Below are 16,747 nucleotides of genomic sequence, written 5' to 3' on the forward strand. Positions count from 1 at the left end.
CAATTTCATACTTATACTTTAAGGAGATAACAATGAAAGTTTTTTGTATCGATCAAGGGGAGTTTTTATATGAATAAATACAAGAGCTTGATTTATGAAGAAAGAAGAGCCTTAAAGGTATTTATATTATTATTTTATATTATATTCTTTTTATATGACGCTATATATTATTTTGTATATCCTGCTATGAATATTAGTGGAACAGCGGTAGGTTGGCCAGAAGGTAGTCTTGGGATAGGTGTGCCTATATTTGTAATAGCATTATTTCCTATTTCTATATATCTTCAAAAAAGAGGGTATGTATATTCTGTAAAATATTTATTTTTATTTGGGTACATGTTTATCAATCTTGTGAATAATTTAATGATTTATTTGCGAACGGATAGACCTTTTGAACATGGCAGTATGGTAGAAATGTTATTAATTTTATTTGCCCCAGTTTTCGTGAATAGAAAATACTTTTATTTAGTGTCCTTTAGTGTAATTGGAAAGTACGTATTTTTCACATTGCTATTACAAGATTTAAAAGTGATAATTCCACTTGTTTTATGTGTATTTTATTTCATTATTTCACATTCTTTATTAAAACGATTTCAATCTTATGTAAGAACAGTGGTTGAAATGATGAACAATATGAAAGAGACGGAAAATTTAGCTGTGATTGGGACTATGTCTACAACAATTGCTCATGAAATTCGAAATCCGTTAACAGCGTTAAAAGGGTTTACGCAAATGCAAAAAGAAAGAAATCCAACTGATACGATGAGCTACGACATTATGCTACAAGAAATTGAAAGAGTCAATGGATTTGTTAGTGAATTGATGTTGTTAGGAAAACCAAAGCCAACAAATTATGAAAGGTGTAATATACGAGACATCCTTCTATATGTTGTGCATCTAATGGAAAGTTATGCAACGCAATATAGAGTTAAATGTCATTTACAAGTAGATGGGAATTTACCGGCTATAAACGGTGATGATAAGCAATTAAAACAAGTGTTATTAAATATCATTAAAAATGGAATAGAATCAATGCCAGAGGGTGGAGAAATTCATATCCGTGCATATCAAAAAACGCAAGGACATTTGTGTATTTCTGTTGAAGACCAAGGATTTGGTATAGAGAATGAGAAGTTGGAAAAAATTGGAAAGGCGTTTTACACAACAAAGGAGACTGGTACAGGACTTGGATTAATGATTACATATAAAATTATTAAGGAACATCAAGGGAGTATCACGATCCAAAGTAGTGTAGGAGTAGGAACGAAAGTAGAAATTTTTTTGCCGACCTTTTAATGTATTGGGAGAAAAGATTTTTCAGAAAAGTGTTCTTGTTGTGTAAATATAAACATTTTATAAAATGTTTCAAGAAGGGTTTTTTTTATAAAATACTTCGTTTATAATGGAGGAAAATATCGACATGAGATTGATTGCTCATGTAGCGGTTCAGTAGTGTTATGAAAAGATAAGAAGGGGTGCACACGCATCCTTTTTTCTATGCAGATATTATGAAAGAGGTGGTATGATGGAATTAACATTAAATTCGACTGTATGTTTACACACGATTCAATTTCGAAAAGAGCAAAAGAATTATATTGTAAAAGATACAATTACAGGAGAAAAATATGAAATGCCGCCACTTTGGATTGATGCATTGGCAATGATGCGTGACGGTTTTTTATTGGGGGAAATTGAGGAGAAATTAAAAGAAGAGTATCCATCCGAAGAAGTGAATATGTTAGCATTCACGAGGCAACTGTTAGAACTAGAACTTGTTGAAATGGTAGATGGAGAAGAGATAGCTTGCACAAAGAAGAAAGAGATAGATTGTTTAGCTTGGGTGCGTCCTCGTGTGGAACAATTCTTTCTTAATTTAAATAGAAAATATAGAAGCAAAGACCAGTAGTGGCCTTTGCTTTTTTTATAGGCTATGTTTAAAAAATAACAGCAAATGCTCTTGCGAAAGCACCGTCACTATTTTTAATTTTTAAAGGTGCTGCTGAGAAAAAGAAACGTTTTTCTTCGATAGCATCTAGATTTGTTAAGTTTTCAATTAAGTAAATATCATTCCCTAGTAATATGTGATGAATCGGTGATGTTTCTGTTGTGACTTCATCAGGAGAAATGAAATCTAAACCGATAGATTTTACTTTTAATCGCACTAGTTCTTTAGCTAATTCTTCAGAAAGATAAAATGCTTCCTTCTCATAAGCTTCTGTATTCCATTTTGTGGATAGATTAGAATGAAAAATAACAATATCACCTTCTTTTATGTCAGTATTATGCAATACTGTCTTAGGTAATTTTCGCTCTTGAATATGTGTTACATCTATAAGAACAGCTTCACCTACAAATTGATCCAGCGGTAATTGATCGATGGTCGTTGCGCCTGAAATAAAATGCGCAGGAGCATCACAATGCGTGCCAACATGAACGACAGAATGAAAATCTGTAACTTGATATCCTGATTCTTCAACACTTGTAACAGCTTCTAGTTGTATTTTGGGTGTTCCAGGAAATTGAGACATATTATTTTCAAATGTTTGTGATAAATCAATTACTTTCATTTTACATACCTCCAATATATGTTTTTCAAATAATAAAAAGCTCATCCTTCAGTATCAAGAAAGATGAGCTTTACATGCTAGTTGAGTTTTATCTTCCAAAATGCATTGCATTTTGCAGGAATTAGCACCTATTCAGTTTGTATAAACTGAGGTTGCTGGGCTTCAAAGGGCCGGTCCCTCTGCCTCTCTTGATAAAGAAGTATTCAGTTTTTAAAATCGGAATTTTCCGATAGTTAAATTGTAATTCATTTCCTTTTTGCGTGCAATACAAAATAGGTATTCACCCAAATAAAGCTGCTCGCATATTGTAGCTTATGTAAATAGAATGCTGCGAAGGAGTGAGTGCAGTGACAGGAAATGTATTAAATTATTATGCTGGTGGTAATACAGCTAGGGGATTTCACAATTTATACGAAGAGAATTTAAAAGGATTAGACAGATTATTTATCTTAAAGGGTGGCCCAGGAACGGGAAAATCTTCTTTAATAAAGGCAATAGGTCGTGAATGGATTGAAAAAGGATATGATATTGAATTTTTACATTGTTCTTCTGATAATAAATCGGTTGATGGTGTAATTATCCCAAAATTAAAAGTAGGAATTGTTGATGGGACATCGCCGCATGTTATTGAGCCAAAAATGCCAGGAGTTGTTGAAGAGTATATAAATTTAGGAATTGCTTGGGACTCAGATAAACTAAGAAAGCAGAAGTTAGAAATTGAAAGATTTGTTTCAGAAGCAAGCAAAGCTTTTCAGTCTGCTTACGCACGTTTTAAAGAGGCATTGGTTATACATGATGAGTGGGAGAAGATATATATTGATAATATAGATTTTAATAAAGCAAATGAACTAACCAATCAACTAATCCAGAAATTATTTGCAGATAAAAGCGGGAGACAATCGCTTGTAAAACATCGTTTTTTAGGAGCTGCTACACCGAAAGGAGCAGTTGATTTTGTTCCTAATTTAACAGAAGGGTTACCACATCGTTATTTTATAAAAGGGCGCCCAGGCTCTGGAAAATCAACGATGCTCAAAAAGTTAGCTAAGGCAGCTGAAGAAAAAGGGTTTGAAGTTGAAGTATATCATTGTGGATTTGACCCGAATAGTCTTGATATGGTTATCGTAAGAGAATTAGGATTTGCAATTTTTGATAGCACCGCACCACATGAATATTTTCCAAGTCGCGAGGGTGATGAAATTATTGATATGTATGCCCTTATTGTTACGCCAGGGACGGATGAGAAATATGCGAAGGAAATTCGTGATGTCTCCATTCAATATAAAGCAAAAATGAATGAGGCGATGTCTTTCTTAGCGAAAGCAAAATCGGTTCGTGATAAATTAGAACGAATTTATATTGCTGCTATGGATTTTTCAATAGTAGATGCATATAAAGAGGAGATTCAAAAAGAGTTTGAACGAATTGCTGCTACTGTAATTGAAAAGCAACAATAGACGTTTCATTAGGCTGTCAGTAATTTCTGACAGTTTTTTTAGTATGTAGTAAAATTAATAGTGTATTGTCGAATTTCCAAGGAAATAATCAAAAAATGGAGATGTTATGAAATGAGAGAGAAAATCGAGTTGGAGTTAGAAAGAATTGAAAAAGAGAATGATGTAAAAATTTTATTTGCGGTGGAATCAGGGAGTCGTGCTTGGGGGTTTCCATCGAAAGATAGCGATTATGATGTTAGGTTCGTTTATATACATCCGGTAGAATGGTATTTATCAATTCATGACAAACGAGATGTAATTGAATATCCAATTAGTGATGATTTAGATATAAGTGGTTGGGATATTAAAAAGGCGTTGCAACTATTCGCGAAGTCGAATCCTGCTTTACTTGAGTGGATTCGATCACCAATTTTTTATTCGAAAAACTCTAATTTTCCAGAACTACTTCAACAGATGAGTGAGAAGAATTTTGATCCAAAAGCAACGATATATCATTATTTACATATGGCTTCGAAAAATTATCGTGAATTTTTGCAAGGTGAGAATGTAAAGCTGAAAAAGTACTTTTATGTATTACGTCCCATTTTAGCTTGTAAGTGGCTAGAAGAGAAAACGACTTTACCTCCTGTAGAATTTGATCGATTAATTACAGAATTATCATTAGAACGTAGCGTATTAGATGAAATTGAAAAGTTGTTAATAAAGAAAAAAGCAGGTACTGAATTAGATGTTGGATTGAAAATTAAGGTGCTAAATCAATTTTTAGAAGAACAAATTCATTACTATCAGCAATATGTAAAAGGAATTGAAAAGGGATCAGGAATCGATATTGAGAGTTTAAATACATTGTTTCGAGATATGTTGTTTGAAGCATATGAAAAAGAGCACAAGTAAGTTTGTGCTCTTTTTATTTTGTAGGAATGAAGAAAACAGATATAGCTGCGATAAGACCTGCAAAGGAGAATAAGTAAAAATTCCATGCTAAGTCATATTGCATTGTCATAATAATACCGACGAGAATTGGGCCAGCAATTGCACCAACTCGGCCAAGCCCCAGTCCCCAGCCTAAGGAGGTAGCTCGGATATGTGATGGGAAGTATTGTGTTACATATGCATTTAATATTTGAGTAATACCGACTGATCCAATACCAGCAAGGCCAATTAAAAGATAAATGATTGTAACAGATGGTTTGATTGTTAATAGTCCGATACATATGGCTGCCATAAGATAAGAGATGCTAATAACAATTTTTGCTCCTATACGATCAGCAATTGCTCCAGCGAATAATGCGCCGATAGCTGCGGTAATATTTAGCATAAGTAGAAATGACAGACTAGACCCAAGAGGATATCCTGCCTGGCGCATCATCTGTGGTAACCAAGTGTTTAAACCATATATTAAAAACATTCCCATTATATAAGTGATCCAAAAAAGTAGCGTTGCTTTTATGTATTCTTTTGAGAATAAAGTAAAAAATCCATTTTTCTTTCGTATAGTAGATGGGTCTTGATGAGTTTTATCTTTTACATGAAATTCAATTTGAAAACGATTAAGAATTTGGTTCACTTCTTCTTGGCGATTACGTGATAATAAAAATTGAATGGACTCGGGTAAATAGCGAATAATGAAAGGAATGAGGAGTAGTGGAATCATTCCGATACCAAACATAATTCTCCATCCGAAATCTTCTAACATAAGCATGGACAAAATAGCACCTAACACGATACCTAAAGGATAGCCAGTAAACATAAGAGCATAAATAAAAGATTGCCTTTTTTTTGGTGAATATTCAACAGTAAGTGCTGAAGCTGTTGGGATAACACCGCCTAATCCGATTCCTCCTATAAATCGAGATAATCCAAATAACTCAGGAGAAGGAGCGATAGCCGCTAAACCCATTGTGATAGAAAAAAGTGCTAAACAGCATATAAGCGTCCATTTACGGCCAATTAGATCTGTAATCGTTCCAACTAGAATAGCCCCAATAAACATCCCAAATAAAGCATAGCTTGCAATTGTACCAGCATGCGCTGGTGATAGCGCCCAGCTTTTGTCTTCTAGGAGCTTTGGTAGAACGGCACCGTAAATACCTAAATCATATCCATCAGCTAAAATGGCTAGCCAACAAATAAAAACAACAAGTTTTGTAATAGAGCTTGGAAAGATAGTTTCTGTAGATTCTAGATGAGGTGGAGCTGAAGGTTGCATAATATTCACCCCTTTTAATTTGTAGATGAATATATTATTTTATTTAATGTTAATATTTTCCTCCTTGTGTCGAATTTTATCTGAAAAGGGTTTATAACAAATAAAGAAGTTCAACAGTAATTTTGTTGAACTTCTTTATTTGTTTACTCATTATCAACTCGTTTTAACGGTTGATCTGCTGGGCCTTCAAGAACGTCCCCCTCAATAGAAAAACGAGAACCGTGGCAAGGGCAATCCCAAGTACAATCACCATTATTCCATTCAACTTCACAGCCGAGATGTGTACAAGTTGTATCGACGATATGTAATTTTCCTTCTTTGTCCTTATAAGCACCTGCTCGTTTACCGTTAACATGTACGACAGATCCTTCACCAACTTCGAGATCTTCTGGCTTACGTAATGCGGTTTCAATCTTTCCTTCAATTAAATGTTTCGCAACATCAATGTTTTGGGAGAGGAACGTTTTTATATCTGGATTTGCATGGAAGCGTGATGGTGCATACAGTTCTTTATAGGGACTGTGAACTTTTAGGATGGAGTCCTTCAGTAGGTGAGCGGCAGCAGTTCCAGTTGTCATTCCCCATTTGCGATATCCAGTTGCAACAAATATATTTGGATTTCTTTCGTTAATATGTCCGATATAAGGAAGCTTATCTAGAGTGATTAAATCTTGTGCTGACCATCTATAAGGAACTTCGTCTATTCCAAAAGTTGCTTCAGCAAAAGAATAGAGTGCTTCATAATGAAGCATCGTATTTATTCCTTGTCCTGTTTTATGACTCTCTCCGCCAATCAAAATTAATTTTTCTCCATTGTTTGTTATATAGCGTAAGGAGCGCTTTGGATCATCAATACTTAAATACATGCCACCTGGATAATCTGTTTTTGCTTTTATTGCAAGAGCGTAGGAGCGTTCTGCGTACATTCGCGTAAAGAAAAAGCTATTCGCATCATAAAAAGGAAAATGTGAACAAGAGACGACATATTCACAAGTGATATGATGGCCCTCTTTTGTAATTATTTGTGGATAATCTCCCTTTTCCACATCCATAGCTGTTGTTTGTTCGTAGACCTTTCCGCCCATCTCCACAAACTTTTCTAAAAGTGTTTTTAAATAAAGAAGGGGATGGAATTGTGCTTGATTTTTCATTACAAGCGCAGATTGTACTGGAATAGGAATCGATAGAGATTGAACATAGTCACAAGGTATATTTAATTTTTGATAAGCTTCATATTCTTTCGATAAATTTCTTAATCCGTTATCAGTAGTTGTATATAAATATGAATCTTCATTTGAGAAATTACAGTCGATTTTATATGTTTGAACAGTTTTATTTATGAATTGTAGAGCCTGATTATTTGATTCATAGTAAAGCCGGGCCTTTTCTACACCGAAATGATTTATTAATTCATCATAAATAAGATCATGTTGTGCTGTTACTTTCGCTGTTGTATGCCCAGTCGTTCCATTTAAAATACGACCAGAATCAATTAAAACAACATCGATGCCTTCTTTTGCAAGTAAATAGGCAGTAGTAATACCTGTAATACCAGCACCGATAATAGCAACTTTCGTCTTTATATTTTCGGATAAACGAGGGAAAGTAGGAAACTGAGTAGATTCAATCCAATAAGATAGCGGCAGTTGTGGAAATGTATCACTTGTCATTGTGGAAACCTCCTGATTTTAGAACAATTTTCCTTTTAATATTTCCATATTATATGAAATTCATGTGTGTTGTTTTAGAAGTAGTCTATTTTTATTAAAAGAGGTTATAAATTATTTTGATATAATTAATTAGGTGGGGCATTATGATGTAGTAGGATTTATATAAAACTAAATTCAAGTGATTCTGTTTGTTGATTACATAGGGAGTTATTGAATGAGATAGAGTCTATGGCGTTTAAGAAAATGTCTATATATAGTGGGTAAATCCTTATGGAATCTATACATTTTCTTTAGTGAAATAAAGTATGATTATAAAAATATAACCACCTTTTATTACTAGGTCATAAAAGGTGTTGACAATATAGAAATTCTATTGTTATGATTCATCATGTGGAAAGGTTGATAGAGAGTAAAAAGAGAAATGTTTTTCATTGATAATAAAAGCGAAAAATAAGTGACGATAGAGTGAGTATATTTTCCTTATAGTAGATGCTTTTTGGATCATCTAGTAAAATCAATCTGGAAGCAAGAATTGATATATGTAAGTTGCGCAAGGCGCGGCATAAGAAAGGAGCAAAAGGATGAAGGAGCTTCATACGTTTGGGTGGTATGCAGCACGTGTATCACCACATTTGCCGAAAAAAGCATTTAAACCAGTGCCTACTCGTTTATTTGGTGGACTGGCTTATTTGCTTGTGGCATTGGCGGGATTAATATCGATTGGTGTATTTGAATTGAATGTGTGGGCGAATCTAGGAATTGCGATTGTTCTTGGATTATGTTTTGCTTCACTAGGATTTTTAGGGCATGAAATTTTACATGGAACTGTTGTAAGAAAGGCATGGCTTCGTGACTTCTTAGGCGCGATTGCATTTATGCCATTATCAACAGGGCCAAAGCTTTGGAGAAAGTGGCATAATGCAACGCATCATGTTCATACACAGCATGAAGAGAATGATCCAGATGCATGGCCGACACTTGAGAAACTTAAGAAGAGTAAGTTTTTGAGTTGGGTATATCGTATGCCTTTACATGTACGTTCATTCTTTAGTTTTCTGTCACTAACAATTCAATTTACATTGCATTCGACTCGAATGTTCTTTCATTTTATAAAAGAGTTCAAGTCATCCAATCAAAAATCTGTATGGCTTCAACTTCTTTTGCCTTGGACAGTTTGGATTAGTTTATTGTTTATTATGGGACCTGGAAAATGGTTATTTGCATATGTCATTCCGTTGTTAATTGCTAACTTTATTGTAATGGCATATATCGCAACAAATCACCGCTTAAATCCAATTGTTCCAGTAAATGATCCGTTAGCAAACTGTTTGTCAGTAACAGTGCCGCGCTGGGTAGACGTTTTACATTTCAATTTCTCATATCATACAGAACATCATCTGTTTCCCGCTATGAGTTCTAAATACTATCCGTTAGTAAAAGAGAAGATTAAAGAAATGTGGCCGGAACGCTATCATGAGATGCCGATGACAAAAGCTTTGGCAGCGCTATGGAATACACCACGTGTGTATTATCAAGGAAGTGAATTAGTGGATCCGCATAGAGAGCATTTTTATGGTTCTTTAGGAAATGGACTAGATCCTCATAATATTTCATATCGTGAGGAACATATAGAAGAAGAAAAGAGTATTAAAAAAGTAAATCAGTAAAAATTAATATATTTTTGCAATGAAAAAGCAAGCCATCTCAGGCTTGCTTTTTCTTATAAAGAAACTTCCTTTTTGTTCCTTTTATGGACTTGGACGGAGTTAGTTTCTTTTCGTTGTAGTCGTTTTTCTAAAAGATTAACAAAATAAGTAAATAGAAGAACAAGTATGAGATAGTATGCACCAACGATTATGTAAGTATCTAATTGTTGGAAATTACCTGCTGCAATTGATAAACCTGAACCCCATAATTCGGACATTCCTACATAAGCAACAAGTGAAGAATCTTTTAATCCGATAATAAATTGGTTTCCTAGAGGAGGAAGAGACAGACGAAATGCTTGTGGTAATATAATTCGTCGCATAGCTAAAGGATAAGGCATGCCTAAAGAGCGAGCTGCTTCTAATTGTCCCCGGTCAACGGATTGAATAGATCCACGGAAAATTTCCGTAATATATGCTCCGTTATGAATTGCTAAAGCGATTGCACCTGCCCAAAAAGGGGTGAAAACAACAACGGATGTAATTCCAAAATAGAGAATGGCAATTTGAACAATTAAAGGTGTACCACGAATAATAGCAATGTAGACATGAGCGATACTATTTAAAACTTTATTGTTAGAGATTCGAAAGAAAGCGAATAATAATCCAATTAATGAACCGAGTACTAGGGAAGTTAATGTTAATTGTAATGTGACAATAGTAGCCTTTAAGAGTGTGGGATAGGAAGAGATAAAAATTTCAAACATGCGTTTCACCTCATATTGTATAGATTTTAGTAGAGAATGAAATGCCCCACATAAAATGAACATTTAATCAGTGGGGCATTGTTTATGAATCTTTTGAATGGCTAACTTACTTCGTTTTTTCCTCTTCACCGAGAATATTACGCCCGAACCATTTTTTACTGATCTTTTCATACGTACCATCTTTAATGATTTCATCTAACGCTTTATTTACTTTCTCAACCATTTCTTTATCATCTTTGCGAATAGCAATTCCCATTTCATCAAGATTTAATGGTTTTCCGGCTTCTTTTATCTTCGATTTTCCTTCTTTTATCATACGTAGACCAACCATTTGATCCGTAATTACTGCGTCAACACGCCCAGGCTCTAAGTCCATAAGAGCAGTAATATCGCTGTCATATTCTGTGATTTGATCTGTATATTTTGCAACAAGATTTTTAAAGGTACTAGCTTTTACAACACCAATTTTCTTACCTTTTAAATCTTCTGGAGAAGAGATAGCGGTATTCTTTTTAGCCACAAAAATTTGGGCGCCAGAGCGATAGTACGGATTTGAGAAACTAACAGCTTTTAAGCGCTCCTCTGTAATTGCCATACTACCCAGTATTACATCATATTTCTTCGCTTGAAGACCTTGAATCAGCGTTTCCCATGGGTTTGTAACGGGCGTAGCCTTCATGTTCATCTTTTTAGCAAGAGCTTCACCGATTTCTACATCAAAGCCGACAAGTTTGCCGTCATTTTCTTTATAGTTAAAAGGTTTGTATAATCCACTCATCGCATAGCGAAATTCTTTTTCACTATTTGATGAAGTAGTAGAGCTTTCTTTGCTACAAGCTCCTAGTATGAAGGATGTACATAGTGTAATGCTCGCAACAATGGTTAATAGTTTTCTTTTCATAAAACCCCTCCTATATATTGATCATACGGATGGTTTTTTAGTATGTTATTGAAATATTTTATTTGGATGATTAGTTGTGCACCGTATGAATGTATTCCTTTTCGTTTGAAACAAAAGTTACATTATAAAACGTTGCGTAAAAATTGTTTTGCCCGTTCATGTGATGGAGCTGAAAAGAATTGTACTGGCGGAGCATCTTCTACAATCTTTCCATCGTCCATAAATATGACGCGATCAGCTACATCTTTTGCGAAATTCATTTCATGAGTAACAATAACCATTGTCATCCCTTCTTCAGCAAGTTCTTTCATAACTTGCAATACTTCTCCAACAAGTTCAGGGTCTAAAGCTGAGGTAGGCTCATCAAATAGCATAATCTTAGGGCTCATTGCAAGAGCTCGTGCAATGGCAATGCGCTGTTTTTGACCACCTGAAAGAAGATGAGGAGTTACATCCGCTTTATCTTGAAGGCCGACTTTTTGGAGAAGTTGATTTCCAATATCCTGTGCATTTGCTTTCTCTAATTTTTTTACGTGAATAGGTGCTTCTATGATGTTTTCTAGTGAGGTCATATGAGGAAAGAGGTTAAAGTGCTGAAAAACCATACCGACATTTTCACGGACTTTATTTAAATTTGAATGCTTTGGATCAATTCGCTCACCTTGTAAGTGAATTTCGCCTTCATCGTACATTTCTAAAAAGTTAAGACAGCGAAGTAATGTACTTTTACCAGAACCACTGGCACCAATTAAAACAACAACTTCTTTTTCTTTTACTTCTAAATCAATTCCTTTTAACACATCAAGTGAACCGAATGATTTTACTAGATTTCGAACTTGAATCATACAAAACCCCCAGTTAAAAATATATTTTACAAATGTTGCCCTGTATTTCTGTTATTAGTCACAAATTGTCAGAATCCTTTATTTTTTTCGTGCAATTTGATATTCAAAGAAATAATGATTTTTAAAATCTTTATATCCTTCTATAATGAAAATATGGATAATAATATATAGGTAGTATTTATATTGCTTATAAAAAGGGGGAAAGGGAAGATGGAAAAAGAAAGAAAAACATTTTCTTTTGGATTACGTACACAACTTATGCTATTCACTACAGTTTTAGCTTTCATTACATATTCAACAAGTATATTTTTTATTTACGTGATATACGATTATTTTCAAAGTTATGTAAGTCAAACTGTATATAATATTATCGTTATGTTATTAGGGGTAGTATGGTCTGGAATTTTAGCATATGGAGCAGCCGTATTTTTAATTAAACCGCTTCGCAAGTTAGAGGAAGCGGCAAGAAAAGCAGCTGAGGGTGATATTCGTGAAGATGTTCCATTACCGAAGACAGATGATGAAATTAAATCTTTAAGTGTTGCATTTAATATGATGTTAGGAAACTTAAGGGGCATGGTAAAAAATATTGATACAACATTTTCGTATACAAATAATCAAGTACAGCAGATTAGAAAACAAACAGGCGAAGCAACGAGACAAGCGCAAGGTGTATCTGAGACACTTGCAGAGATTTCTTCAGGCGCTGAGCAATCAGCGGCATCAATTCAAGCAATTGTTTCTGCTGTTGATACAACGACTTCTATTGCAAGTGAAGTAGAAGAAAAAGCGAAGCAGTCTGATACATTGTCTTCAGAAATGGTTGAAGCTTTAGGGCATAGTACTCGTGTCTTTACGTCTTTAATTCAAGGTATTCAAACATTGGCAAAAGAAAATGAAGATTCAATGCAAAATGTACAGAAGTTAGAAGAACGAATGAAACAAGTAGAACATATTGTGTCTGTTGTGAGTGCGATTGCTAGCCAAACGAATTTATTAGCACTAAATGCTTCTATTGAGGCAGCTCGCGCAGGAGAGCATGGAAGAGGCTTTGCGGTTGTTGCGGAAGAAGTACGTAAACTTGCTGATGAAAGTGATCATTCTGCAAGAAACATATCGCAGTTATTACGGAATATGCAAGATGAAGTACAACAAGTTGCAATGAAAATGACAGAACAAGTGAAAATAGCTAAAGAAGAGGCGAAACGTGGGGAAGCTACGGAATTAATTTTAAAAGAAATGTCATCAAGTGTTATGGAAGTAGCCGATGCAACTCAGCAAATTAGTAGTTATATGAATGAACAAGTGAGCCACATTCATCAAACAGGAGCACAAACAAAAGCTGTAGCAGCAATTGCTGAAGAAACGTCAGCTGGTTCGCAAGAAGTAGCACGTGTGACGCTACAACAATCTAAAAATATGATAGTAATCGATCAATTATTAAAGGATTTAGAGAAGCAAGCAACTGATTTGAAACAAACAATTGAACGATTTTCAATGTAAAAGGAAGAACAGAATGCTGTTCTTCTCTTTTTTATTTAGTTTGATTTAATATTTACAGTTAAACTATGAACGTTTCCGCAACATTCTTTTCTCTCCCTTTCGGATGAAAATTATAGCGAGCTATAATATTAAAAGGGGTGTCTTTTATGAAAAAAGAAAAAAGACAACGGTTAATTAAACAATTTGTAAAGGAGTATGAAATAGATAAGCAAGAAAGATTAGTAGAATTGTTAGCAAAAAAAGATGTATTAGTAACACAAGCTACGGTTTCTCGCGATATTCGTGAGTTAAACTTAACGAAGGTACCTTCTCAAGAAGGATTAATGATATATAAAGTTTTCTCAGAAGAGCATTTACAAACTGATATAAAGTTAAAGAAAAAATTACGAGAAGTTGTTGTAAAAATTGATTGTGTAGATCAATTAATGGTTATTAAAACATTACCTGGTAATGCACATGTTATTGGTGTTTTATTTGATGAGTTAGATTGGAAAGAAAAAATAGGATGTATATGTGGAAATGATACATGCCTTATAATTTCACAGTCGAAATCAGATAGGGAGATTATAGAAGAAAGATTAAATTTAATTATTTAGATGCAAAAATCCTGTTTTTAATAAAATTAAAAACAGGATTTTTGTTTAAATACGGAAGTTAAATATTCAACATATATGCGTAATATATGTATTTTTTATTGAGAAAGCAAGATAGTTTGTTATAAAAATACATATTCGTATGATTTTAAAAAAATAACTTGTTTAATATTTCACAATGATAATGTGGATGCTTTCACAAAGATGAAAGTACAGAGCATTTATTATGTACTTGTAAGACATCAAACATATTTAAAAGGAGGTACAACAAATGAAACATCCGATACATGTTACTTCAGAAATTGGGGAATTACAAACGGTTTTATTAAAACGACCGGGTAAAGAAGTGGAAAACTTGACGCCAGATTATTTGCAGCAATTATTATTTGACGATATTCCATACTTACCAATTATTCAAAAAGAGCATGATTATTTTGCACAAACGTTACGCAATCGGGGTGTTGAAGTTCTTTATTTAGAAAAACTAGCCGCGGAGGCGTTAGTAGATAAAAAACTTCGAGAAGAATTTGTTGATCGTATTTTAAAAGAAGGACAGGCCGACGTAAATGTTGCACATCAAACTTTAAAAGAATATTTACTTTCCTTTTCAAATGAAGAATTAATTCAAAAAATTATGGGCGGTGTACGGAAAAACGAAATTGAAACAAGTAAGAAGACACATTTATATGAATTAATGGAAGATCACTATCCGTTTTACTTAGATCCAATGCCTAATTTATATTTTACTCGTGATCCAGCAGCTAGCGTGGGCGATGGCTTAACGATAAATAAGATGAGAGAACCAGCGCGTAGACGTGAATCATTATTCATGGAGTACATCATTAAATATCATCCAAGATTTGCAAAACATAATGTACCAATCTGGTTAGATCGTGATTATAAATTTCCAATTGAAGGTGGCGACGAGCTAATTTTAAATGAAGAAACAATTGCAATTGGAGTATCTGCTCGTACTTCAGCTAAAGCAATTGAACGTTTAGCTAAAAATCTTTTTAGCCGACAAAATAAAATTAAGAAAGTGTTAGCAATAGAAATTCCAAAATGTCGAGCATTTATGCATTTAGATACAGTATTTACAATGGTTGATTATGACAAGTTTACAATTCACCCAGCCATTCAAGGGCCAAAAGGGAATATGAATATTTATATTTTAGAAAAAGGATCAGATGAGGAAACTCTTAAAATTACACATCGTACTTCTTTAATGGAAGCATTAAAAGAGGTATTAGGCTTAAGTGAATTAGTTCTTATTCCATGTGGAGGAGGAGATGTAATTGCTTCTGCTCGTGAACAATGGAATGATGGCTCGAACACATTAGCAATTGCGCCAGGTGTAGTTGTTACATATGATCGTAACTATGTATCTAATACGTTATTACGTGAACACGGTATAGAAGTGATTGAGGTGCTAAGTTCGGAATTATCTCGTGGTCGTGGGGGTCCACGTTGCATGAGTATGCCAATTGTTCGTAAAGATATTTAGTATAAATAACGGAGAAAGTAGGGATGAATTATGTTAATGACTAGACCAAATTTAAAAGGAAGAAGCTTTCTAGCAGAAAAAGATTTTACACAAGAAGAATTGTTATATTTTCTAGATTTGGCAGCAGAATTAAAAGAGAAAAAGAAAAATGGTATCCCGCATCATTATTTAGAAGGTAAAAATGTAGCGCTCTTATTTGAAAAAACTTCTACTCGTACGCGTTGTGCATTTACAGTAGCATGTACAGATTTAGGGGCAAATCCTGAATATTTAGGGAAAGGTGATATTCAACTTGGGAAAAAAGAATCTGTAGAGGATACAGCAAAAGTGTTAGGGCGTATGTTTGACGGAATTGAGTTTCGTGGATTTAATCATGAAACTGTAGAATCTTTAGCACGAAATTCTGGTGTGCCAGTTTGGAATGGATTAACAGATATGTGGCATCCAACACAAACACTAGCAGATTTATTAACAATTAGAGAACATATAGGGAAATTGAAAAATGTGAAGCTCGTTTACGTTGGCGATGGGCGAAATAATGTTGCTAATAGCTTACTAGTTGGTGGAGCAATCGTTGGAATGGATGTACGTATTTGTACACCGGAATCTTTATGGCCTGCACAAGAAGTAATTGATTTAGCAAAAAAATATAATGAACAAGTAATGATAACAAGTAATGTGGAAGAAGCTGTTGCGAATGCAGATGTAATTTATACAGATGTATGGGTGTCTATGGGGGAAGAAGAAAAATTTGCTGAACGTGTCGAGTTATTGAAACCTTATCAAGTAAATATGAAAATGATTAAAGCAACAGGGAATGAAAACGTGATTTTCTTACATTGTTTACCTGCATTTCATGATGTTGAAACGATGTATGGCGAAGAAGTTTATGAGAAATATGGGTTGAAAGAAATGGAGGTAACTGACGAAGTATTCCGCAGTAAACATTCAAAAGTATTTGATCAAGCTGAAAATAGAATGCATACAATTAAAGCGGTTATGGCAGCTACTTTAGGAAACATGGAGTAAAGAAGAAAGGGAGTCTTCCTTTCTTCTTTCTCCTCCTTTAGACACTATCATTCACT

The 16,747-nt window shown here is 34.2% G+C and carries 15 protein-coding genes and 1 riboswitch; of the genes, 9 read left to right on the forward strand and 6 right to left on the reverse strand.

Annotated elements, in window-relative coordinates; translation table 11 throughout:
- Positions 1-69 precede the first annotated feature (69 nt).
- Positions 70-1,296, forward strand: coding sequence for an ATP-binding protein (locus tag BLT20_RS21775; RefSeq protein WP_001046103.1), 1,227 nt, complete (start codon positions 70-72; stop codon positions 1,294-1,296).
- Positions 1,297-1,525: 229 nt separating this feature from the next.
- A complete protein-coding gene (locus BLT20_RS21780) occupies positions 1,526-1,906 on the forward strand; it encodes a hypothetical protein (protein ID WP_000424116.1) in 381 nt (126 codons plus the stop codon).
- Between the two features lie 28 nt (positions 1,907-1,934).
- On the opposite strand, the gene BLT20_RS21785 is transcribed toward BLT20_RS21780, so the two are convergent.
- Positions 1,935-2,567, reverse strand: coding sequence for a cyclase family protein (locus BLT20_RS21785; protein WP_000862981.1), 633 nt, complete (start codon positions 2,565-2,567; stop codon positions 1,935-1,937).
- An 85-nt stretch (positions 2,568-2,652) separates the two neighbouring features.
- A riboswitch (SAM riboswitch) is annotated at positions 2,653-2,765 on the reverse strand.
- 149 nt (positions 2,766-2,914) lie between these two features.
- Between BLT20_RS21785 and BLT20_RS21790 the strand changes: the two genes are divergently transcribed.
- Both BLT20_RS21790 and BLT20_RS21795 read left to right on the forward strand, forming a co-directional pair.
- On the forward strand, positions 2,915-4,024 hold the full coding sequence (locus tag BLT20_RS21790; RefSeq protein ID WP_000147462.1) for a PRK06851 family protein: 1,110 nt from the start codon (positions 2,915-2,917) through the stop codon (positions 4,022-4,024).
- Between the two features lie 111 nt (positions 4,025-4,135).
- Positions 4,136-4,918 (forward strand): nucleotidyltransferase domain-containing protein, encoded by a 783-nt coding sequence (locus BLT20_RS21795; RefSeq protein WP_001208237.1) that lies wholly within the window; start codon positions 4,136-4,138, stop codon positions 4,916-4,918.
- A 13-nt stretch (positions 4,919-4,931) separates the two neighbouring features.
- Here BLT20_RS21795 and BLT20_RS21800 read toward each other — a convergent pair whose 3' ends face one another.
- A complete protein-coding gene (locus tag BLT20_RS21800) occupies positions 4,932-6,233 on the reverse strand; it encodes an MFS transporter (protein ID WP_001183082.1) in 1,302 nt (433 codons plus the stop codon).
- Between the two features lie 143 nt (positions 6,234-6,376).
- Positions 6,377-7,903, reverse strand: a complete 1,527-nt coding sequence (locus BLT20_RS21805; RefSeq protein ID WP_000199985.1) for an FAD-dependent oxidoreductase — start codon at positions 7,901-7,903, stop codon at positions 6,377-6,379.
- A 581-nt stretch (positions 7,904-8,484) separates the two neighbouring features.
- Between BLT20_RS21805 and BLT20_RS21810 the strand changes: the two genes are divergently transcribed.
- Positions 8,485-9,570 (forward strand): Delta(10) desaturase DesB, encoded by a 1,086-nt coding sequence (locus BLT20_RS21810; RefSeq protein WP_000661226.1) that lies wholly within the window; start codon positions 8,485-8,487, stop codon positions 9,568-9,570.
- 53 nt (positions 9,571-9,623) lie between these two features.
- Here the strand turns inward: BLT20_RS21810 and BLT20_RS21815 are convergent, their stop codons facing one another.
- The 3 genes from BLT20_RS21815 to BLT20_RS21825 all read right to left on the reverse strand — a co-directional run bounded on the left by BLT20_RS21815 (position 9,624) and on the right by BLT20_RS21825 (position 12,062).
- Entirely contained in the window at positions 9,624-10,379 is a 756-nt protein-coding gene (locus BLT20_RS21815) for an amino acid ABC transporter permease (RefSeq protein ID WP_002025246.1), read from the reverse strand.
- Between the two features lie 43 nt (positions 10,380-10,422).
- The gene (locus BLT20_RS21820) at positions 10,423-11,217 is read right to left on the reverse strand and encodes an ABC transporter substrate-binding protein (protein WP_000823765.1); all 795 of its coding nucleotides are present in this window, start codon (positions 11,215-11,217) and stop codon (positions 10,423-10,425) included.
- 122 nt (positions 11,218-11,339) lie between these two features.
- Complete coding sequence (locus BLT20_RS21825; RefSeq protein ID WP_000616927.1) at positions 11,340-12,062, reverse strand: amino acid ABC transporter ATP-binding protein; 723 nt, start codon at positions 12,060-12,062, stop codon at positions 11,340-11,342.
- Positions 12,063-12,272: 210 nt separating this feature from the next.
- On the opposite strand from BLT20_RS21825, the gene BLT20_RS21830 reads away from it, so the two are divergent.
- From BLT20_RS21830 to argF, 4 genes are all read left to right on the forward strand, one after another.
- Positions 12,273-13,565, forward strand: coding sequence for a methyl-accepting chemotaxis protein (locus BLT20_RS21830; protein WP_000410233.1), 1,293 nt, complete (start codon positions 12,273-12,275; stop codon positions 13,563-13,565).
- 146 nt (positions 13,566-13,711) lie between these two features.
- Positions 13,712-14,161: an arginine repressor gene (gene argR, locus BLT20_RS21835; protein WP_000711826.1), complete on the forward strand. Its 450-nt coding sequence runs from the start codon at positions 13,712-13,714 to the stop codon at positions 14,159-14,161.
- A gap of 268 nt (positions 14,162-14,429) precedes the next feature.
- Positions 14,430-15,662: an arginine deiminase gene (gene arcA / locus BLT20_RS21840; protein ID WP_000682331.1), complete on the forward strand. Its 1,233-nt coding sequence runs from the start codon at positions 14,430-14,432 to the stop codon at positions 15,660-15,662.
- A 30-nt stretch (positions 15,663-15,692) separates the two neighbouring features.
- Positions 15,693-16,691, forward strand: a complete 999-nt coding sequence (gene argF / locus BLT20_RS21845) for an ornithine carbamoyltransferase (protein WP_000930299.1) — start codon at positions 15,693-15,695, stop codon at positions 16,689-16,691.
- Positions 16,692-16,747 lie beyond the last annotated feature (56 nt).

Origin of the sequence: Bacillus sp. cl96 (genome assembly GCF_900100505.1) — a bacterium.
Lineage (GTDB): Bacteria > Bacillota > Bacilli > Bacillales > Bacillaceae_G > Bacillus_A > Bacillus_A cereus.

Bases quoted from the DNA above. Each gene is read 5' to 3' on its own strand.
- BLT20_RS21775 (WP_001046103.1), top strand. From the start codon at position 70: ATGAATAAATACAAGAGCTTGATTTATGAAGAAAGAAGAGCCTTAAAG.
- BLT20_RS21780 (WP_000424116.1), top strand. From the start codon at position 1,526: ATGGAATTAACATTAAATTCGACTGTATGTTTACACACGATTCAATTT.
- BLT20_RS21785 (WP_000862981.1), bottom strand. From the start codon at position 2,567: ATGAAAGTAATTGATTTATCACAAACATTTGAAAATAATATGTCTCAA.
- BLT20_RS21795 (WP_001208237.1), top strand. From the start codon at position 4,136: ATGAGAGAGAAAATCGAGTTGGAGTTAGAAAGAATTGAAAAAGAGAAT.
- BLT20_RS21800 (WP_001183082.1), bottom strand. From the start codon at position 6,233: ATGCAACCTTCAGCTCCACCTCATCTAGAATCTACAGAAACTATCTTT.
- BLT20_RS21805 (WP_000199985.1), bottom strand. From the start codon at position 7,903: ATGACAAGTGATACATTTCCACAACTGCCGCTATCTTATTGGATTGAA.
- BLT20_RS21810 (WP_000661226.1), top strand. From the start codon at position 8,485: ATGAAGGAGCTTCATACGTTTGGGTGGTATGCAGCACGTGTATCACCA.
- BLT20_RS21815 (WP_002025246.1), bottom strand. From the start codon at position 10,379: ATGTTCATTTTATGTGGGGCATTTCATTCTCTACTAAAATCTATACAA.
- BLT20_RS21820 (WP_000823765.1), bottom strand. From the start codon at position 11,217: ATGAAAAGAAAACTATTAACCATTGTTGCGAGCATTACACTATGTACA.
- BLT20_RS21825 (WP_000616927.1), bottom strand. From the start codon at position 12,062: ATGATTCAAGTTCGAAATCTAGTAAAATCATTCGGTTCACTTGATGTG.
- BLT20_RS21830 (WP_000410233.1), top strand. From the start codon at position 12,273: ATGGAAAAAGAAAGAAAAACATTTTCTTTTGGATTACGTACACAACTT.
- argR (WP_000711826.1), top strand. From the start codon at position 13,712: ATGAAAAAAGAAAAAAGACAACGGTTAATTAAACAATTTGTAAAGGAG.
- arcA (WP_000682331.1), top strand. From the start codon at position 14,430: ATGAAACATCCGATACATGTTACTTCAGAAATTGGGGAATTACAAACG.
- argF (WP_000930299.1), top strand. From the start codon at position 15,693: ATGTTAATGACTAGACCAAATTTAAAAGGAAGAAGCTTTCTAGCAGAA.